The sequence below is a fragment of the Methanomethylovorans sp. PtaU1.Bin093 genome, assembly GCF_002067275.1.
In the GTDB taxonomy this organism is placed as follows: Archaea; Halobacteriota; Methanosarcinia; order Methanosarcinales; family Methanosarcinaceae; genus Methanomethylovorans.
In genome coordinates this window covers 1-20,393 of the sequence record NZ_MVQX01000028.1, presented here as the reverse complement: position 1 = coordinate 20,393, position 20,393 = coordinate 1, and the positions used below count along the sequence as shown (strand labels likewise).

The 20,393-nt window shown below is 45.1% G+C and carries 19 protein-coding genes and 1 pseudogene; 9 read left to right on the top strand and 11 right to left on the bottom strand.

The window, feature by feature from the left end:
* Positions 1-54: 54 nt before the first annotated feature.
* A complete protein-coding gene (alaXM, locus tag A4E24_RS02755) occupies positions 55-762 on the bottom strand; it encodes an alanyl-tRNA editing protein AlaXM (protein ID WP_292351449.1) in 708 nt (235 codons plus the stop codon).
* Positions 763-850: 88 nt separating this feature from the next.
* On the opposite strand from alaXM, the gene A4E24_RS02750 reads away from it, so the two are divergent.
* Positions 851-2,137: an MFS transporter gene (locus tag A4E24_RS02750; RefSeq protein WP_292351447.1), complete on the top strand. Its 1,287-nt coding sequence runs from the start codon at positions 851-853 to the stop codon at positions 2,135-2,137.
* 21 nt (positions 2,138-2,158) lie between these two features.
* On the opposite strand, the gene A4E24_RS02745 is transcribed toward A4E24_RS02750, so the two are convergent.
* Positions 2,159-2,389, bottom strand: coding sequence for a DUF2892 domain-containing protein (locus A4E24_RS02745; protein WP_292351445.1), 231 nt, complete (start codon positions 2,387-2,389; stop codon positions 2,159-2,161).
* Between the two features lie 88 nt (positions 2,390-2,477).
* On the opposite strand from A4E24_RS02745, the gene A4E24_RS02740 reads away from it, so the two are divergent.
* The 3 genes from A4E24_RS02740 (at position 2,478) to A4E24_RS02730 (ending at position 6,402) form a co-directional block, all read left to right on the top strand.
* A complete protein-coding gene (locus tag A4E24_RS02740) occupies positions 2,478-2,927 on the top strand; it encodes a pyridoxamine 5'-phosphate oxidase family protein (RefSeq protein WP_292351443.1) in 450 nt (149 codons plus the stop codon).
* Complete coding sequence (locus A4E24_RS02735) at positions 2,927-5,074, top strand: PEP/pyruvate-binding domain-containing protein (protein ID WP_292351501.1); 2,148 nt, start codon at positions 2,927-2,929, stop codon at positions 5,072-5,074. The genes A4E24_RS02740 and A4E24_RS02735 overlap by 1 nt, the downstream gene beginning before the upstream one ends.
* Before the next feature lie 86 nt (positions 5,075-5,160).
* Positions 5,161-6,402, top strand: a complete 1,242-nt coding sequence (locus A4E24_RS02730) for an SLC13 family permease (RefSeq protein ID WP_292351441.1) — start codon at positions 5,161-5,163, stop codon at positions 6,400-6,402.
* A 92-nt stretch (positions 6,403-6,494) separates the two neighbouring features.
* On the opposite strand, the gene A4E24_RS02725 is transcribed toward A4E24_RS02730, so the two are convergent.
* Together A4E24_RS02725 and A4E24_RS02720 are read right to left on the bottom strand one after the other, a co-directional pair.
* A complete protein-coding gene (locus A4E24_RS02725) occupies positions 6,495-6,758 on the bottom strand; it encodes a type II toxin-antitoxin system RelE/ParE family toxin (protein ID WP_292351440.1) in 264 nt (87 codons plus the stop codon).
* On the bottom strand, positions 6,758-6,991 hold the full coding sequence (locus A4E24_RS02720) for a hypothetical protein (RefSeq protein ID WP_292351438.1): 234 nt from the start codon (positions 6,989-6,991) through the stop codon (positions 6,758-6,760). Before A4E24_RS02720 ends, A4E24_RS02725 begins: the two co-directional genes overlap by 1 nt.
* 508 nt (positions 6,992-7,499) lie before the next feature.
* On the opposite strand from A4E24_RS02720, the gene A4E24_RS02715 reads away from it, so the two are divergent.
* The gene (locus A4E24_RS02715; protein ID WP_292351437.1) at positions 7,500-8,333 is read left to right on the top strand and encodes a CPBP family intramembrane glutamic endopeptidase; all 834 of its coding nucleotides are present in this window, start codon (positions 7,500-7,502) and stop codon (positions 8,331-8,333) included.
* A 300-nt stretch (positions 8,334-8,633) separates the two neighbouring features.
* On the opposite strand, the gene mch is transcribed toward A4E24_RS02715, so the two are convergent.
* The gene (mch, locus tag A4E24_RS02710; protein WP_292351435.1) at positions 8,634-9,596 is read right to left on the bottom strand and encodes a methenyltetrahydromethanopterin cyclohydrolase; all 963 of its coding nucleotides are present in this window, start codon (positions 9,594-9,596) and stop codon (positions 8,634-8,636) included.
* 360 nt (positions 9,597-9,956) lie between these two features.
* Here mch and A4E24_RS02705 point away from each other — a divergent pair, with 360 nt between their 5' ends.
* Together A4E24_RS02705 and A4E24_RS02700 are read left to right on the top strand one after the other, a co-directional pair.
* Positions 9,957-10,136: an MM0924 family protein gene (locus A4E24_RS02705; RefSeq protein WP_292351434.1), complete on the top strand. Its 180-nt coding sequence runs from the start codon at positions 9,957-9,959 to the stop codon at positions 10,134-10,136.
* A 102-nt stretch (positions 10,137-10,238) separates the two neighbouring features.
* Positions 10,239-12,695, top strand: a complete 2,457-nt coding sequence (locus A4E24_RS02700) for a PAS domain S-box protein (protein ID WP_292351431.1) — start codon at positions 10,239-10,241, stop codon at positions 12,693-12,695.
* A 275-nt stretch (positions 12,696-12,970) separates the two neighbouring features.
* Here the strand turns inward: A4E24_RS02700 and A4E24_RS02695 are convergent, their stop codons facing one another.
* From A4E24_RS02695 to thiM, 6 genes are all read right to left on the bottom strand, one after another.
* Positions 12,971-13,630: an HAD family hydrolase gene (locus A4E24_RS02695; RefSeq protein WP_292351430.1), complete on the bottom strand. Its 660-nt coding sequence runs from the start codon at positions 13,628-13,630 to the stop codon at positions 12,971-12,973.
* Positions 13,609-14,595 carry a phosphotransferase gene (locus A4E24_RS02690; protein WP_292351428.1) on the bottom strand — a complete coding sequence of 329 codons (987 nt, stop codon included), beginning with the start codon at positions 14,593-14,595 and terminating at the stop codon, positions 13,609-13,611. The genes A4E24_RS02695 and A4E24_RS02690 overlap by 22 nt, the downstream gene beginning before the upstream one ends.
* Positions 14,596-14,721: 126 nt before the next feature.
* The gene (locus tag A4E24_RS02685) at positions 14,722-14,976 is read right to left on the bottom strand and encodes a hypothetical protein (protein ID WP_292351426.1); all 255 of its coding nucleotides are present in this window, start codon (positions 14,974-14,976) and stop codon (positions 14,722-14,724) included.
* Between the two features lie 395 nt (positions 14,977-15,371).
* Positions 15,372-16,106, bottom strand: a complete 735-nt coding sequence (locus A4E24_RS02680) for a HesA/MoeB/ThiF family protein (protein ID WP_292351425.1) — start codon at positions 16,104-16,106, stop codon at positions 15,372-15,374.
* Positions 16,107-16,205: 99 nt separating this feature from the next.
* Positions 16,206-16,859 (bottom strand): thiamine phosphate synthase, encoded by a 654-nt coding sequence (gene thiE / locus A4E24_RS02675; RefSeq protein ID WP_292351423.1) that lies wholly within the window; start codon positions 16,857-16,859, stop codon positions 16,206-16,208.
* 18 nt (positions 16,860-16,877) lie between these two features.
* Positions 16,878-17,663: a hydroxyethylthiazole kinase gene (gene thiM / locus A4E24_RS02670; protein WP_292351499.1), complete on the bottom strand. Its 786-nt coding sequence runs from the start codon at positions 17,661-17,663 to the stop codon at positions 16,878-16,880.
* Between the two features lie 117 nt (positions 17,664-17,780).
* Here thiM and nadA point away from each other — a divergent pair, with 117 nt between their 5' ends.
* Positions 17,781-18,698, top strand: coding sequence for a quinolinate synthase NadA (gene nadA, locus A4E24_RS02665; protein ID WP_292351421.1), 918 nt, complete (start codon positions 17,781-17,783; stop codon positions 18,696-18,698).
* Between the two features lie 390 nt (positions 18,699-19,088).
* Positions 19,089-20,393 (top strand): annotated as a pseudogene (locus A4E24_RS02660) (LVIVD repeat-containing protein); the annotation flags it as partial.

Genomic DNA, 20,393 nt, shown 5'->3' with positions numbered 1-20,393 from the left:
CTTCCAGAAGGTTCGCATCTGGTCCATATCTGCACGCTTGCGCCCGTAACAGCACTATTCTCTGAAACGGAAGTAGACACGTCTGTTGTTCTTACCTTTGTTCTCGGCCTTGAACACCTCTATATGAGGTATTTCTCCGGTAGTGGCAACATGTGTGCCCCCGCAGGCCTGCCTGTCTATGCCAGGGATGGTGATCACTCTTATGCAAAGGACTTCCGGAGGAAAAGCATCTTTAAGTTTTACTACCGAAGGTATCCTGAAGGCTTCTTCACGGTCCATTGTTTCAATGGTGACAGGAATATTCCTGTCTATCACATCGTTGACCTTTGCCTCATAGGCCTTGAGTTGTTCCCTGTCGAACTCCTCCAGGGAGAAATCCACACGTGTCTTGTCCTCTGATAACTGGTTACCGCTGATCTTGGCACCGGTCTCGCTATGTATGATGGCGCTCAGGATATGACATGCTGTGTGGTAACGCATCAGCAGGTATCTCCTGTCCCAGTCGATAACCCCTTGGACAGCATCTCCCTCTTTTAGTCCGCCTGCTCCGACCTCATGGTATACCCTTCCATCAGATCTCCTCACGCCAGTAACAGGGTATGCTTTGCCGGCGCAATACAGAAAACCCGTATCATGGGGCTGGCCGCCAGCTTCAGGGTAGAAAGCTGTCCTGTCCAGCATCACATATCGTTCATCGATCACATTTTCAACTACCGCATCGAACTCCCTGAGATAACAGTCTCTGAAATACAGTTCTTCCATGCCTATGAATGATGAGGTATACCATAAATGGGTTTCTTATGCACCATCTGCAAAATTTCTAATATCACCACGTCCCATATATGCACCGATGCCGGAATCAAGGATCTCGATCTATCCCATGCTTGCTGTGAACTTCATAGGCACCCTGGGCCTGAGCCTTGTTCTTCCGTTTCTGATATTCCTTGTGGAACGGTTCGGAGGCAATGCTATCATCTATGGCCTTGCAGCGTCAATGTACCCTGTCTTTCAGCTGCTGGGAGGACCGTTGCTTGGAAGATGGTCAGATATATATGGCCGGAAAAAGGTCCTGTTACTGAGCCAGGTAGGCACCTTTATTTCCTGGGTCATTTTTCTGGCAGCTATGCTCATTCCCATTACCGGGATCGTCGATGTGAGGTCTGGCATATTGGGAAGTTTTGTCCTCACCCTGCCCCTGCTGCTTATTTTTATAGCCAGGGCCTTTGACGGCCTGACGGGCGGGAATGTATCCGTTGCCAATGCCTATCTTGCTGACATCACTGAGGATAAGGACAGGAGCAGTGTATATGGTAAGCTTTCGGTTTCAACGAACCTGGGCTTCATATTCGGACCGGCGCTTGCAGGCATACTGAGCGTTACAGTGTACGGTGAGATCCTGCCAGTGATCGCTGCGGTCCTGATATCGTTCGCAGGAATATTGATGATAGCCTTCCTTGTGCCCGAACCCAGGACACATGGCCTGCATGACGCTCAGGTCCGGGATGATGAAGCGCAGCACACAGAGATGCAGGCCGGAACTTCAAATGTCTCAGATAAGCCTGGCTTTCTGGAAGTGATAAGGATGCCAGGCATTTTCAGCCTTTTGCTTATATATTTCCTCATATTCCTCGGTTACAATATTTTCTATACGGCCTTTCCGGTACATGCCGCAAACAACCTCGCATGGAATGCAGCTACCCTTGGCCTGTATTTTTCTGCGCTCAGCCTGCTGCTTGTTGTCGTTGAAGGTCCTGTGCTCTCTTGGGCCACAAAAAGATATTCCGATGCTTCACTGTTCACTTTTGGCAGCTTCGTTCTATGCATCAATTTCTTGCTGCTTTTTTTCGGTACTGATCTTATCACATACTGTGCATTGGTTTTCTTTGCAGTGGGGAACGGATTTATGTGGCCTTCACTGATGTCCATACTTTCCAAAACAGCTAAAAAAGAATATCAAGGAGCTATACAGGGCGTATCTACCAGTTTCATAGGTCTGGCCAGCATCATTGGGCTTATAGCAGGAGGCTTTATGTTCTCTTTCCTTGACTCAGGTACCTTCCTCATAGCAGGCGCAATGATATTTGGTGTTTTCGTGATATCCTTTAAGATGGAACCTTTTAAAAAGAGGACACAGTAAGATCGATGATGAACACCCTGCCTAGTTCTTCTTTTCAGCTGTGCTGAACCCCATAAGCACATAAGGTGTGCAGTGTCTTGTCATACCGGTGAACAGGCCTGTGAACGCAATGAGAGCTGTAACCCATTTCCATGGTCCGGGTTCCACCAGGTCCATGGCAAGTATCACAATTGCTATCGAGCCCAGCAATGCCCTTAACAGCAGATCATATCCGCCCACGTTCTCCCGGGTCAGCGTATCTTTGAGTTTCATACGATCCCTCCTTTCTATTATAATCCAGTGTTCCAATATTAAAATATGCAATGTATCACAAATACAATAATAGTGGAGGAAAAGATGCATGCATGAGCATGAAAAAGAGATAGAGGACCTGGTCGGTTCCATTATGGCGGCAGAACTTCTTGCTGTACTTGCCACAAAAGCTCCGGAATATCCTTATACGAACCTTGTAGCCTTTGCAGCCACCGAAGACCTGAAAAAGCTGCTCTTTGTGACCACACGGTCCACACGTAAATATCTTTATCTGATCTCCGATAACAGGGCTTCCCTGCTCATTGACAACAGGTCGAACAGTTTTATTGATTTCAGAGATGCAGTGGCCATCAACGCCACAGGCAGGGTAAGGGAGGTCGACCGTGAGAACTACCCTCATCTGGGGGATATATACCTGCATAAGCATCCATATCTGCAGGAGTTCTTCAGTTCACTTTCATCGGCACTCATGTGCATGGATGTGGAAAAGTACATCATAGTAAGAGATTTTCAGAACGTGGTGGAGCTTGATATGTGATGTATCCGTTGCTGTTGCTCCGGAAAGAGATCGATGAAGACCATAAGGCCCTTATCGGCGGAAAGGCATCTGCTTTATGGAAAATGTACTCTTCGGGCCTCAGGGTCCCGGATTTCCTGGTGCTGACCACAGCAGCTTACGAACGGTTCGTTGACAGTAACGGTCTAAGAGGCAGAATAGCCCTGGAATTTACGCGCAAGAGCTTTGATGAGATGCGCTGGGAAGAGATATGGGATACAGCCCTGCGTATAAGGAACATGTTCAGCAGGGCGACCATGCCTCCGGAACTCGGCCAGCTGCTCATCTCAGGAACAAAGGAAACCTTTGGAACCTCGGCTCTTGTTGTCAGGTCATCGGCGAAAGGAGAAGATTCGGCAAATACATCTTTTGCAGGCCTGCACGCATCCTACGTGAACATACGTGGAGCAAACTCCTTGCTGGAGCACGTGAAACTGGTCTGGGCTTCTCTGTGGTCCGATGCAGCCCTCATGTACAGGCAAGAGCTGGACCTTGATATCGAACAAAGTTCCATGGCCGTGATCGTGCAGGAACTGGTTAACGGAGAAAGGTCAGGGATAATGTTCACTGCAAGCCCGCAAGACCCCGGAGAAATGATCATCGAGGCAGTACACGGGCTCAATAAGGGACTTGTGGACGGCGAGGTGGAGCCGGACCGGTGGACCATCGAGAGAACCTCAGGCACTATGAAAGAGCACAGAGCACCACCTGCAAGGGATATAGCAGTGCAATCAGATAATAAAGGCACACATCTCGCTCCTTTGCCAAAGATCAAGAGATCTTCGCCTCCCTTGACAGATGCTGAGGTCCATGACGTGTGTGCCCTGGGACTTCAGATAGAACAGATGTTCGGCTGTGCACAGGACATAGAATGGACAATAAGGGCTGATACTTTGTTCCTGCTACAGGCAAGGCCTGTCACAACCTTCGTTGATAAGGACAGCAACAGGCAATGGTATCTGTCCCTAACACGTTCTCTCTCCAATCTTCAGCAACTCAAAAAACAGATAGAACAGGAACTGGTGCCTGCAATGGTCAGAACTGCCGAGGAACTGGAAGGGTCCGATCTGGCAGCATTGAAAGATGGGGAGCTTGCAGCTGAGATAGAGAACAGGCAGGGTATTTTTAACAAGTGGAAAGGTGTCTATTGGGAGCATTTCATTCCTTTTGCGCATGGCATGCGACTATTCGGTCAGGTGTATAATGATGTCATCAAACCGGAAGATCCTTACGAGTTCATGGAACTGTTAAAAGGAGAGGAACTCATGAGCCTCAGGCGCAACAGGGAACTTGCAGAACTGGCAGATCTGATGCAAAGCCCCTCATCCGGACTTCCGGAAGATGTGGCCAATGAGTTCGGTGAACGATTCAGTTCATATCTTACCAGATGGGGTACCGGAGATGATGAAGCAGATGTCGCAGGGTTGAAAGAGCTTTTAGGCCACATTGGGGATATTGCTGCAGTCCCCGGGAGATCAGGAAAGACAGATGTGGGTCTCCTGGAGAGTGATTTTCTGGATAGGTTCGAAGGAGAGGAAAAAACGAAAGCCGCAGAACTGCTTGAACTTGCAAGGACAAGTTACCGTATGCGTGATGACGATAATATTTACCTGGACCGTATAGAAGGACAACTTAAACACGCATTGCAAGAGGGTCTTGTGCGCCTGAGGTCAAAGGGAATAGACTGGGAGATCGGACCAGAAGAGATCATGGCTACACTTATTGATGAGGCTCATGTTCCGAAGAAAAGGAGCTCTGAAATTCCTGCCGGGGAGGTCCGGTCCAGGGTGCATGTAAGGCAGGTCCAGGGCCAGCCTGCCAGTAAAGGAATCGTATCAGGCATGGCCAGGGTCATACGTTCCCGGGGAGACCTTTTCAAAATGCAGAAAGGAGAGGTCCTGATATGCGATGCCATAGAGCCATCCATGACATTCGTGGTGCCTCTTGCATCGGGTATAGTGGAACGCAGAGGAGGCATGCTCATCCACGGGGCGATCATAGCCAGGGAGTACGGCATACCATGTGTCACCGGCATACCAGACGCCACCGGTATCATCAATACTGGTGATATGATTACAGTGGATGGTTATCTGGGGATCATAGTGATACAAAAAGCAGATGCATCGTAAGGACCGCTGGACAACTATGTTCTTCCTGACAGGTTACATTGTAACTACCAATAATTATATTTATTATAGCATATTCTATTGATGCAATGATAATTCCTGTTGTCGTCCTTAGTCTTGTTTTTCTTTTAACGATCACCCGACAGATAGGCAATATCAGGCTTGATCTGTGGCAGATAATGGGTCTTGGGGCCCTTGCTGTATTGCTCACCGGTCAGATCTCCGTTCCGGAGGCCATAGCAGCTATCAATCTGGATGTTATGTTATTCCTCTTTGGGGTGTTCGCCATCGGGCAGGCCCTGGAGACCAGTGGTTATCTCTCCCTGGTTTCCTATAATTTCTTTAAGGCTGCAAAGAACATGGATGCCATCATCCTGTACGTGCTTTTTGGGATGGGGTTCGCATCAGCTTTCCTCATGAACGATACTCTGGCAATAATCGGTACTCCCGTAGTGCTCTTGCTTGCAAGGCAACATCAGATCGATCCAAAGGTGCTCCTGCTGGCACTGGCTTTTGCAGTAACTACCGGTAGTGTTGCAAGCCCGATAGGTAATCCTCAGAATCTCCTGATAGCATTGAACGGGAAAATAGAAGGCCCATTTGTGGTCTTTGCACGATACCTGCTGCTGCCGACCATAGTAAACCTGATAGCTGCATACCTTGTGCTCAAGTTCTTTTTCAGGGAACATTTTTCTACAGCCGTACTGAACCATTCAGAGCCTCAGATAAGCGATCCTAAGCTTGCCAGCTTGTCCCGGCTCTCACTTGTCTTGTTCGTATTGCTGGTGTGTGCAAAGATCCTCGTGCAGCTGCTGACCATTCCCTTTGACTTCAGGCTGACGTACATTGCCCTGATAGCTGCTATCCCGGTGCTTGTTCTCAATGGCCGCAGATATGAACTGGTCAAAAGAATGGACTGGCACACCTTGGTTTTTTTTGCGGCTATGTTCATACTCATGGAAAGTGTGTGGGACTCAGGATTTTTCCAGGGTTTTCTGACGGATACGCAACAAAGTGTTATCTCGATCCCCATGGTGTTGAGTGTAAGTGTCATCCTGAGCCAGTTCATCTCAAATGTGCCCCTTGTAGCCCTGTACTTACCCATACTGTCCCATGCTTCGGTGGACACCGGTGGATTATTGGCACTTGCGGCAGGCAGCACCATTGCAGGCAATCTCTCTGTCCTGGGTGCAGCAAGTAATGTGATCATTATTCACAATGCTGAGAAAAAAGGCAATATCAGGCTTACTTTCATGGAGTTCTTCAGGATAGGGGTACCGCTGACAATGATCCAGACAGGTGTCTATTGGTTTTTCTTATCTGTCTGGTGATCCAATGAACTTGATAGAAGACATTAAAATAGTTAAAAAATTATTAATTATTGAATAGGTTTTTTTAATTATGATTGAACTCAGAATCGACCTCAGCTTTTCCGGTAGATCACACTTCTGTGACCGACCTCAATAACAAAGATTATTAGTTTGTCGCCGTCAATGCTCATGATCACACGGTATTCCCCTATCCGCAGTGAATACAAAGGTGACTTTGGAGAGCCTTTGAGTTTCTTTGCATGAGCTTTTGGGTCGTCCTGTATCTCCCTGATAGCAGTGACTATTCTTTTCGCTACATCGATCGGAAGTTTCTGCAGGTCTCTTCTTGCTCCGGGAGAATATAGGATGGAGTACATCAAGTAAGCCCCAGTTCAGCTTCTATTTCTTCCTGGGTGTAGTATTTTCCATTCTTCAGGTCTTTAAGAGCTTCTTCGATCCTCTCAAGAGTTGAATCACTTAAAGGCTCCTCATCATATGCCATGTTCAGCAGGCGTGCGATGACGTCATTATATGATTCCCTGGGATGAAGTTTCAAATTATCAAGGCTGCTTTTTAGCTTTGGATCTACTTTTATCGTAGTCGCGTGCATATACCAAAGTATATGTAAGTATACCATAAATATCTACTCTTAAAAATCAACTACTGATCCATTCAAAAAAGCTCTTTAAATGCAATGCTTCATGTTGGCGCATTTTTCGTGGACAGCCCCGCATGCGACTGTGTGTTGATCCGTTCCTTATGCAATATGCAAGACCCTCGGAAATGCAAAACAATTCAACCACAGAGTACACGGAGCACACAGAGAATACGCAAAGCCTGCACTGCACAACTTGTTGCCAGGATGCTGCGTGCCATTCAAAACCACATCTTTTCCCACAGGGTCATTTCAAAACCCTTAAATATGTCCATTATGTTATGAAAACCTGATAAAAATATCAAATGCTCCTGAACTGGTGGATACAACAGGAGCTATCAAAACCAGTGATCCTTATGGGTGGCACGAACTATGATAAGCATTGAAGAGGCCTTGTTTTGAAGATAGATAGCATCCTGGGCACCCGCCGGGAAATGACCACGAAGAGCCCGGTGATCCGGGAATGTTGATCATGGAAGATACAAACATCGAGTCTGCGGGCAATTTCTCAGTGTTCCATCATCGTATGAAGGACTGGGAAATAGTGTCTGTCCCTATTGTTGCCATTGTAATTGCAGAGATACTGCTGTACATGGGCAAACATCAGGCAGGCATATTCCTGCATGTGATGATCCCCCTGGGCATGGCCGTTTCATCGATGTGGATGCGGGAATCCAATGTGAGCTTCTCCTTTGAGGCCCTGGCGATGTTACCGATACTGCGGCTTGTCAATATCTCCATGCCCGTTTTCACGCCCATGACACTGTACCTGTACATCTATATCTATGCGCCTCTGTTGATCCCGGTATTCGTTATAGCACGCCGCCAGCGCCTTACCCTGAAAGAGCTGGGATTCACACCAGAGAAACTGTACCCGTACATCCCTCTTGCCCTGGTCGTGGGATATCTGATCGGACTTGGGGAGTACAATACCATCAGAGTTGGCAGCCTGATACCGGATACTTCGCCTTTGAACCTGCTGAAGATATCCTTTGTTATGTTCTTCTTTGTGGGTCTTGTGGAGGAGCTGATCTTCAGGTCACTGCTGCAGACCCGGCTGCAGGCATCCTTCGGCATGACAAAAGGCCTGGTAGTTACAGGTGCCCTTTTCGGAATGATGCACTCAGGCTATGGAAGTGTATACGAGCTGCTGCTCACAGGTTTTGCAGGCATAGTGATGGGATACATGTTCCAGAAAACAGGCAGCTTACCATTGATCGCTCTGACCCACGGGGCTGTGAACGTCTTCCTGTTCGGTCTGATACCGCTCTTAGGTCCCGGACTTGGGTTTTTCTGATGTGCAGTATCTTCAATAACGATCTAACCACAGAGTACACGAAGAACGCCGAATACAGAACAAGAACTATCTCCGTGCCCTCTATCGATCTATAGAGATTCATTTCATTACGAATGTGCACAAAATATTCTCAACGCAAAGATGAAAACAAACCTTTGAGACCTTGCAGCTTTGAGTTAAAAACCTGTTTCCAGTAAGAAAGTTGTCCAAAATTTAAGAAGCATAACCACTATAAATGAAATAAAATATCATTCGCCAAAAAAGGTACAATCCAGTGGGATGTACCTGAATTTAAAAGGATCAGACTTCCTTTATTCCAAATGAATCGAGAAGGATACCAGGGTTGATACGACCGCTTGTAAATGACTTCTTTGTTTTCTTGTCATTTATGGTGATCTTTGCAGGAGCGAACATACCAGCATCAACCTTGAAGAAGTCGAAGCCTGCTTCTTTGAAGGTGGTGAAGAACGGTTTACCAAAGTCCCTTGATGTTGTGGATGGTGCCTTCTTAACATACTCAGCCAGCTTTTCAGCATCTCCATACTCAACTGTATAATAGGTCTCACCACAATAGATAATGCAGTCATTGGTCGAGCCCATGCATTTTGTATCGTCACCTACGATGGGTGCAATGGGAGCTACTCCGAAACCACTCTTAATGGTATTGATATCGAATCCTATTGATTCCAGTTTGTGTATACCGGTCTCTACTATCCTTGCTGATATCTGCACACTGCCTGCGATCGAAGCAGTAGGTGCTACGGCAATGTACACATTCTCAGTATCAACGCTGCAGTGCTTTGCGATATATTCCACTACTTCTTCTGTGGGAAGAGCAGATGATTCCATGACCAGGACCGCAAACTCAGAGTCATCCTTGTACCCGATCTCCTCATAAAGTTCTTTTGGCTTAAGGCCAAGGGCCCTCGCAGGTCCTGAACCCATTCCAAAGTACTTTCCTACGGATATTCTCCAGCCGGCATACTGTGAACCCATGCATGCTATGACCGGATGATCGGTAGCTACCTGTATGGCAGGCACCGGCAGTCCGTTCAGATCGAACTTAGTATAGCTTAGGTCTGCAAGGTCAGCAAGACACAGACGGGACAGGTACATACCTGCATCGTAACCACCCTGCATCTTGACACCGCAGTCAATTACAGTAGCCCCGTTCCCAAGTTCAAAGGACTGGACATTGAGTTCTTCTTCCCAGTCGAGCATCTCATCGATTATATCTAATCCCTTTTCGTTGACACTGATCACAAATATCACTCTGAGTTAGTTCGTTGGCTCTGTTTTGATTGAAAAGCATATATAACTAGCGATTTGAAGCACACTGAACGGATGGATCAGTGATCGACACATATATGTGCATCTCATTCCAAGACATGGACAAACTGTTAAAACCTCACATAACCGGATTCTTCTGTTGCCACAGGATATGAAGGCACCGGACTGGGGCTTGCACTTGTCAAAGAACTCATATGACTAAATAAGAGAGACAACTCTAATTATTTTGTAATATGGCCGAATGCCTTAGTCTTATATCGATGCAAACTTTTATATCAAATTATATATATAGAATAAATAGTGAGGCCATCATCATACATCGGGAGAACGAACATGATGGAGGATTTTATCGTGCGGGACTTCCTTGGCAGGATAGTGACGATCTACTGCGGTGGGATTGCCACTTTCAAAGGCAAGGTTAAAGAGTGCGGGAACGGTTTTGTCCGACTTGAGATAGTTCAAGGCCGATACACATCAATAGCTGTTGATAAGATCATTACCATAACAGCATGAACTATACCCGATTCACGCGGGAAACACAAAAAGATCATTTTCAGATATGGCAACTGTATAAAAGGGCCATTTCCATTGGAGTGGAACTTCAGACCTTGGTATATGGAGAGCATAGAATTTGCAAAGAACATTATGTTTCCACTTAAATATGTAAGGATCTTATCTGACGGACCGGATGAAGAGAATTGCAATGATCTTATTGATGAATTGCCTTTAGGGATCCTTTCATTTGATACCAGGGGAAACGTCACTGCAGTCAATAGATTTCTTCTTGAGTTCATGGGTTCTCCTTCAGCTGCATCCACAAAACAGATCAATCTGCTAACCTTTCCGCCCTTGGTCGCCTCCGGCATATCGGCCAGCATCCGGGAAGCCATTTCAACCGGTAAGATCACAGAAATAGAGACATGTTATCATTCTAAATGGGGTAAAGAGGCTTTTGTGCGTTTTAAGACGATCCCCCGGATAGACAAAGAAGGACAGGTCATCGGTTGTCATGCAGTGGTCGAAGATGCCACGATAATAAAGCAAACACGTAGCGAACTGGAACAAAAAAAACGGCAAGAAAACATCTATTCACATATTTCCAGTAATTTTATAAATACAAGTTTTAAAGATATTGACACTAAGGTCGATCAAACCCTGGAGGAAATTGCCAAATTTACTGGTGCAGAGAGAGCTAGTATTTTTTTAGCAACTGATGATACAGGTCTTGTCATCAAGACTCATGAATGGCATGCCGAAGGTATTATATCACAGATAGGCGTCAACCAAAAATTTCCGGTACCAAAACAGTTGAACAAGTTCAATAAATTCGAAAGCATTTATGTGCCTGACACTCAGCAATTAACTGACGAGGACATCACTGTTAAAGAAACACTTCTTGAGTTCGGAATTTTATCTGTGCTGTTGGTTCCGATATCCTATAAAGGTAAATTCAGTGGTTTTATAGGACTGGATTGCCAAACTCAGAAAAAAGAATGGGACGAAACTACTCTTTATCTATTGAAGCTCATAGGTGAGATGATCATCAATGTCCTTGAGCGCAAACATACCGAAAGTCTGCTGGTCAGAAAAGAGGAAGATTATGAGCATGTTGTCAATGCAATAGATACCACCATCTGGAAAGCTGATGTTGATGAGAATGAAAAGCTCATCAATACGTATATATCTCCAGCTGTGGACAAAATGCTGGGATTACCTCGGGGAACCATAGGGAACGATTGGGATAAGTATTCCTCCTGTATCCATCCCGAAGATACTCAAAAAGTCCTTGATGCCCTAAACCTCGCTTTAGATAATCCCGAGAACTATTTTGATCTGGACTATCGCCTGGTCGCAGATAATGGCCATATAGCCTGGGTGAGCTCCAGTACGATAGCACATCTTCAGCAGGATGGAACGGTTAAGATCTTCGGCACCATTATAAACATCACATGGCGAAAGCATGCAGAGGCGGAACTCATCAAAAGCGAGAAAAAATACAGGTCTCTTTTTGAACAGTCCAATGATGCCATAATATTATATGATCTGGAAGGTAATCATATAGATGTTAATTCTAGAGCCTGTGAAATGCTGGGATACACTAAAGAAGAACTAACGAAGCTGTCATTCACTGATATCTTGCCTTCCGATCAGTTGGATATGCTTTTAGAGGCCCAGAGAAAGATCCGGCATGAAGGCACTTTCCGCATGGAGATAGAACTCATTAAGGCAGATGGCCATAGGATGGTCGCAGATGTAAGTGGTTCGATCATGGATGTACGTCCATATACAATACAGTCGATCATAAGAGATATCAGTGAACGTAAGCGGCTGGAGGAATCTCTGCTTCATGCAAAGGTTATTGCCGAGGCGGCAAGCCACACTAAGAGCGAATTCCTTGCCAACATGAGCCATGAACTGCGCACACCCCTTAATGCTATAATTGGTTTTTCCGACGTTATGCTGGAAGGATATTTCGGTGAGCTAAGCACTAAACATGATCATTATATTCAGCACATCTCAAACAGCGGCAAACACCTGCTCAACCTTATCAACGATATACTGGATATTTCAAAAGTGGAAGCTGGAAAGATGGAACTTTTTCCGGCACTGGTAAAGCTTGAGGGGCTTATAGCAGAAATGGTGGCAACAATGCAGCCTCTTGCAACAAAGAAGAAAATAACTGTGAATATACTGAAAGACAATGATGCTAATATCATCCTAATGGCCGATGAGGCAAAAGTAAAGCAGATACTTTATAACTTGCTCGGTAATGCTATCAAGTTCACTCCCAATGGAGGGGAGATAAACATTCAGGCAAGTTTGGCAGGGTCGATGGTACGCATATCTGTTATTGATAATGGCATAGGCATCTCTTCCGACGACCAGAAAAAACTTTTCACTCCGTTCATACAACTGGATAATTCTGTATCCAAACAGTATGAGGGTACAGGTCTTGGGCTTGCAGTTGTCAAAGAACTGGTCGAACTTCATGGAGGCAGAGTGTGGGTGGAGAGCGAACCGGGTAAGGGCAGCAACTTCACTTTTGAGTTGCCTGCAGGCGACAGAGCATAGTCCTTTTATTTTTTATGACATTGATCCACGCATAGCAAAAGATTATATATTAAAACACAGTACATAGGAAGCCGTCTAAATCAAAAACGTATTTTACCTCAAAAGTATAGATCGCAGATAAGCAAAATGTAAGAGATGCGAAATAAATTGTATACATGAGCACATAGAGTAAAAGATCAAATATCATGTTCATGGAGATCGAACCTCAAATTAAGTGGACGATGTGCATGAGAAATATTTGCCTGAAGACAGAAGAAAGATGGTATCAATTGATCTTAATCGAGCAAGTCCCTCCAGGCATCATAGATATGCATGGCCTCCATTCCTATTTCCTGAGGCGCGATTATATCATTTTCTGTAGTATCACCAACTGAAAGCACTTCTTCAGGCTTGAGCTTCATACGCTCAAGTGCTATCCTGAAGATGCGCTGATCTGGTTTTTTGTATCTCACATCAGAAGAAAAGATCACATGATCGAAAAATTCGTATAACCCCAGAAAACGCAACTCCTTTTCGGAAAACACACGCTGTCCATTAGAAACTAAACACAGGGGAAGATCTTTGTATCTTTTGAGTAGTTCCAGGCTTTCCTGGAAAGGACGCAGCCTGCGCAGGGACGCTGAGCGGAACACTTTTGAAGTCTCAATGCCCAGATACGTGGTGTCACTCTTCCATATAGCGTGCTCATCGCAGATCTCTGCAAATATCTCTTCCACTCTTACTTCCGGGTATTTTTCTTTAGAAACTTCCATTTTATCCCGGACCTTTGAATGATATTCGAATTTTAGAAGATCAGGGTCGATCTTCACTCCTTTGTATTTCAGCCATTTGCTCACAGTATCGAACGTATAATAGTCATCTTCGTCTGTATCTATATCTATCAGGGTCCCGTAGCAATCAAAGATAATACCTTTTATCCGAGAGATCGCAAACATGCAGCTGCCTCCTTTATCAGATACTCGTGATGTGGATAGTGCCTGTGCAGTCTGGCAGACCTCAAAAAGCCCAGGCTCATAAAGAAAGGAATGACTTTGGTGGTTCTTAAAAAGTCACTTTCATTTTTACTGTAATGCCACAAAAAATGACCTATATATGGTTCCGCAAGCCTGCCTGAACCTTTCTGAAGCTGGAAATGGTTCTTAAGTTCGGAGCACATTATCCCCAGGTCCCTTGCATAGTGTGCATTGTACCAGGAACTTTCAAGATCGAGGATATATGGAACATCTTTATGGAACACATAATTGGAGGGCGTTGCGTCCCTGTGTATCATACAGCCCTGCCTTTGGTCAAGAAGGTGACTGTACCACCATTTCCCAAGCAGCTGATCGAAATGGTCCCTCGTGGAGCGATCAAGCTTAAGATGGTCCAGCACACTATGAAAATTAGCGAAGTCTCTCGCCTTGTCATAATAGTCATGTCGTGTATGTTCATGGAGCCTGCGCTGCATGTGAGCAACAGATGTAAGCCTGTCATAAAGATCATTCTCATGTGACAGATGCCATGCAAGAGACTTGCCCGAAATATATTCGGTCACAAGGGCACAGTTGAAGTCCCTATGCATTGCTATCGGTGCGGGAACGTTTATGATGGACCGGACTGCCATAAGATTATTGTATTCCTTGGCCATTGCCTCGGAAGCATTGTATCTTTTCAATTTTCCCGTAGGCTCTGCAAAGAACTTCACTATAACACTGTACCTCTCCCCTTTGAACTTATACCTGCATACAGTGTGTGACGAGGGCAGGTACTTAAAAACGTCTACTTTACAGTGTTTGTTCTTTATTCTGTCTCCAAGTGCATGTACCAGCCAATCCCGGAAAACGTCACCAGGGCCTAAAGTACTTACATGATGGTTCAAAACAGGGATCACCGCTCCGATAATTTCAGAGGAGTTATACATCCATCTAGCTATATCATCCTATTTGTAACTATTTAGATTTCAATAGAATGCACTCTGTGCTGCAATGAATGCAGCACAACATCACATACATTTATAAAAACATAAACAATACGTGATCCACTTTATTTATGTCAGGTGATACGCGATCTTTACAGCATTTACAGCAATAATAGCGAGGAAAAGTGCTATTATTATCAGAGCTACAACGATCAGCATCAAACCAAGAACGAACGCCGCAGGCCACCACAATGGTGCAAATACCCATAACCATTCGATGTCCAGGAACCCCATTGACTTAGCAGCCACTAAAGCAATTGTGAGTAATCCAGTAAATCCAATGCTCTCTTTCCTAAAAACATTTTTTACAACAACATGTGTCATGATCAACACATCATTCAGGTATTTGATGCCATGGGCTGCTTCGGGAGCAAAGCAGCTTTACTTAATGATTAATAGTATATATTTACATATATAGGTTGCTACAGTCTTTTTTGGATAAGTGGTCATTTTTTTTCTGCATCATCGATTAGAATAATTTCTATTCATAAAAAAATTCATATTAAAGCATACCCGTGATCCATTCATATAACTTGTTCCCTCTCTTCTTTGATGTTAAACTCTACCACAAAAGTTTCATTTTATGTAACATTATAAATATAAAACCCCTTTATTTCCACTGGAACGTTCAGTAAAATATTCATGATCACTTCGGGCCTTTAACTTGGGGCTTGATAACACTGTTATTAATGATAACATTCAATGCATTTGACAGATAGTTAAGAGTGTTTTGGATCCCCACAGGCTTCGCAGTTATCCCTGCGTTTAACTGTAAAGGAGTCCATTTTCGCATTCAGACCATCCCATACAAGCAATCGTCCTTCAAGGGGTTCGCCCATTCGCAGAAGGCACTTGAGCACTTCGTTTGCCTGGAGCGTACCGATAATACCGGGGGTCACACCGATCACAGGGAATATCTCTTCAGGAGGCGCAGATGGGAATACACACTTCAGGCAAGCGGTCTTACCCGGAACTATAGTGATAACCTGACCGTCAAAGCCCCGGATAGCCCCATGTACAAGAGGAATGCCGTTCTGCAGAGCTGCATGATTGAGCAGATATCTCGCAGAGAAATTATCCAAGGCGTCCACTATGATATCTGTATCCCTTACAAGTTCGAGAACATTATGCTCAGTTATGGTCTCATGTCGTGCAATGACCTTGACATCAGGGTTTATTTCCCGGATCTTTTCTTCGATGGAGAGGACCTTAGGTTTACCTATGTCCTTTTCCCAGTGCAGCACCTGACGGTTCAGATTAGTCTGCTCCACGACATCCCGGTCCACAATGTCAATGCATCCAACACCGGCAACTGCAAGATAAAGTGCTACGGGACAACCCAACCCCCCTCCGCCTGCAATGAACACCCGGGATCTTTTCAAGCGTTCCTGCCCGTCTTTACCGAATATCATTACCTGGCGCTGGTAGCGCTGCAATTCCTGCTCACTAAGCACTGTCTTACTCCTTTTTGAATTATTGTCATACTTCACTTTTCACAATAGTGAATATAGCTCATGGGATCGAAACCGGTGGAGAATACCGCATGCATCACATCAGGAGATACGACCGAAAGCCTTCCTGACAATAGTAATGAAATCCCGGGTCTCACGTCGTACGTCGTCACTGCATAACACTGCGGATATTGCCACCAGAGCATCGGCACCATTCTCTATCACGCTTTTGCAGTTCTCTTTATTAATTCCACCGATGGCAACTATGGGTATATTGATAGCATTTTTAACATCCCTTATCCTCGCAGTGCCAATACCCTTACCCGCATCGCTTTTTGTAGCAGTGTCGAATATAGGGCTGAGCCCTACATAATCAGCACCGCTTTTTTCAGCTTCTGTGGCCTCACTAGTGTTGTGGACCGTAAGACCAATGACCTTGTCAGCGCCAAGGATCGCTCTTGCAATATCTATGGGCATATCATCCTGACCGATGTGCACACCATCCGCATCCACAGCCAGAGCAACATCTATCCTGTCGTTCACCAGGAATAAAGCCTCATCCCCGCATATTGCCTTGATCTGCAAGGCTTCTGCGACCATTTCCTTGGTGCTCTTGTTCTTCTCTCTGTACTGCACTATCCGGCAGCCGGACGCAACTGCATCCCGCACGTCGGACAAGGTCCCCTGCTTTGAAAGACCGGAGTCGGTCACAAGATAAAAGTCGATCTCCTTTAGCATTTCCTTTTTAGTGACCATGTTTCTCCACCGGATAATTCAGTATGCTTCGAAGTTCATCATCTTTTCGGCTTTTTCGTCAGAAAGACCGAATGCCTCGTCATATAAATTTACCTTGAAGCTCCCAGGACCACGCGAGACCTCAGCAGCAAGTTCTCCTGCTATCCCAAAATAACAGAGGGCATCTTTTGAGGCATCACAATGGTCTGGATTGACAGCAGCGAAAGAGCCTATCACTGAAGCGGCCATGCATCCTGTTCCTACAATGGACCCCATCAGCTCATGTCCGTTCTTGACAACGAAAGTCTTTTTGCCATTGCTGATAATGTCCTCTTTTCCCGTCATGACTATTGTGCAGGACTTGGATGTTGCAAGTTCTCTTGCTATCAGCCTGGGATCAGCATTGATGGAAGTTGCCTCGACACCTTTTGTCTGAGCTTTTTCGCCTGCAAGTTTTGCTATCTCGGAATAGTTCCCTTTGATGATATCGACATGAACCGAATCGATGATCTTCGCAGCCATGTAATCTCTGAACTTCGTAGCGCCGACGCCAACAGCATCGAGGACGACAGGTATCTTTTTCTCGTTCGCGGCTTTCGCAGAAAGTATCATCGCGTCGATCAGCTCGTTTGTCAGGGTGCCTATGTTAAGCACAAGAGCAGACGAGATGCGTGTCATATCCGCGCATTCCTCTGGTGCATGGGCCATTACAGGAAGAGCGCCAAAGGTGCGTGTAATGTTCGCGCAATCATATATAGTGACCCAATTTGTGATATGGTGTATCAGCGGTCTTGTTTCCTTTATTTTTTTAAGGGGTTCCTGCATCATTACTCCTCGGTACACACTTAAGGTGCTCTTAGTATATTAATGTCATTTTAGTCTGTCGTAAAGTTTACAAGTGTGGAATGCATATGTATTCACAATCGTGAACATTTAAAGGTTGTGAATGAGAGCAATATGACAGAAACCTTACAAGATCGTATCCTGCAATTAAAAGAAAAAAGAAATGCCACCATCCTGGCACACAATTACCAGGTCCCTGAGGTACAGGACATAGCGGACATAGTAGGCGATTCACTTGAACTTGCCCGTGCCGCAAGGTCCGTTGAATGCGATGTAGTTGTTTTTTGCGGTGTGGATTTCATGGCTGAAACCGCCTGCATCCTGAATCCTGAAAAGACCGTACTTCTGCCTGCTGAAGACGCATGCTGTCCTATGGCTTCAATGATCACAGCGGATGAAGTACGCATGCTTCGAAGAAGGTTCCCGGATGCTGCTGTGGTCAGCTACGTGAACACTACTGCAGAAGTGAAAGCAGAGAGCGATATATGTTGTACGTCCTCGAACGCCATTAAAATAGTGGGATCACTTGAACAGGAACAGGTCATTTTCCTGCCTGATAAAAACCTTGCCAATTACGTTGCCCGTTTTTCTTCCAAAGAGATCCTGCCCTGGCAGGGATTCTGTTTTGTACATGACAGGATAACAACGGATGACGTAATGAAGGTACACAGCGCTCATCCTGATGCAAAGCTGCTCGTCCATCCCGAATGCAGGGCTGAGGTCATTGACCTTGCTGATCACATATTTTCCACATCTGGCATGATCAAACACGTCTGTTCAGCACCGGATAAGGAGTTCATCATAGGCACTGAGATAGGCATCCTGCACCAACTGGAAAGAAAGTGTCCTGACAAGAAATGTTATCCATTATCTTCCCAGGCAGTATGCACCAACATGAAAAGGACGGACCTTGCCAGGGTCTGTGAGTCACTGGAATTGCTTAAGCCCAGGAGAACAGTGCCTGAGGAGATAGCTAACAGGGCAAGGAAGGCAATTAAAAGGATGCTGGCAGTGTAAATGATCAAATGTTCAATTATAGGGTCTTTTGAGATCCTGGATCAGATCTGCTATATGCAGCCTGCAACAGCCTCACCATTTTTCCCAATGATATTGTTTAGATCACTAAATTTTTGCTTAATGCGTGCCCTATACTTGTTTGTGGGAAACTATATATAGATGGGACAAAAAAGTATTTAGTTAATTAAAGGGGAAACAAATTCGGGAGGGTTGAAACAACAATCACTTAGCTTTGCAAAGGAATTTTTTATACTCTCCTTTGGTTTCTGAACTTCAAAACTCAATTAGGATATGCAGTAAAATTTAGAGTGCGTGGTACATATGAATATCAGATCGAACCAGAGTATGGCAAACAAATATATAAATTATTTCGTTGTTCTGTTTTTGATAATGATCACTGCAGGGGTTTGCTCTGCAGCAGTACTTGAAGGTAATTATGATACAGACGGTTTTTCACTGGATGTCGCTGTTGCAGGCAATTATGCATATATAGCCGACTATGATAATAGCCTTGTGATCGTGGATATAAGTAATCCCTCATCACCTGAATTTGTTGGAAGTTATTATACTGAGGGGTACTTATTTGGTGTTGCAGTTTCCGGAAATTATGCCTACGTCGCTGAGACCGACATGGGGGATAGCTATAGTGGTCTTGTGATCGTGAATGTAACTGATCCGTCTGCACCAACACTTGCAGGTGGCTATGATACTGATGCCAATGCATCGGATGTTGTTGTTTCGGGTAATTATGCCTATGTAGCCAATGATAATAAGGGACTTCTTATTATCGACATCACTGATCCATCCGCCCCAACTCTTGTGGGAAGTTATGAAACAGTTGCAGCAAATAACGTTGCTGTGTCAGGCAATTATGCTTATTTGGCTGACGGTCACAGTGGCCTTATGATACTGGATGTCAGTGATCCGGTCGCACCAACCCTTGCAGGCAGTTATTATATAAGTTCTGCGTTGGGTGTTGCTTTTTCAGACAATTATGCCTACGTGACCAATGGTGCAGATGGTCTTGTGATCGTAGATGTCACTGACCCGTCAGTACCAAGACTTGCAGGTAGCTATGATACTGCAGGTAATTCGTTTGGTGTTGCTGTTTCAGACAATTATGCCTATGTAGCCGACCAAGAAAATGGCCTTGTGATCCTGGATGCCACGGATCCCTCAGCACCAACACTTGCCGGAAGTTATGATACTGCAGGTAATTCATTTGGTGTTGCCGCCTCAGAGAATTATGCCTATGTAGCTGATGGTTACAGTGGCCTTGTGATCGTGAATGTCAATGCTTCTGTGGCACCAGCTCTTGAAAGCATTTTTGATACGGATGGTTTTTCACTGGATGTTGCTATTTCAGGCAATTATGCGTATATAGCCGATTATAACAACAGTCTTGTGATAGTGGATATCAGCAACTCCTCGTCTCCCGAATTTGTTGGGAATTTTTATACAGAGGGCTACTCCTATGGTGTTACCATTTCAGGCAATTATGCGTATATAGCCGATGATTACAATGGTCTTGTGATCGTGAATGTAACTGATCCGTCAGCGCCGGCGCTTGCAGGATGGTATGATACCGAGGGTTACGCTTCTGGTGTTGCGGTCTCAGGCAATTATGCATATATAGCCGACTTTAACAACAGTCTTGTGATAGTGGACATCAGTAACTCCTCATCACCTGTATTT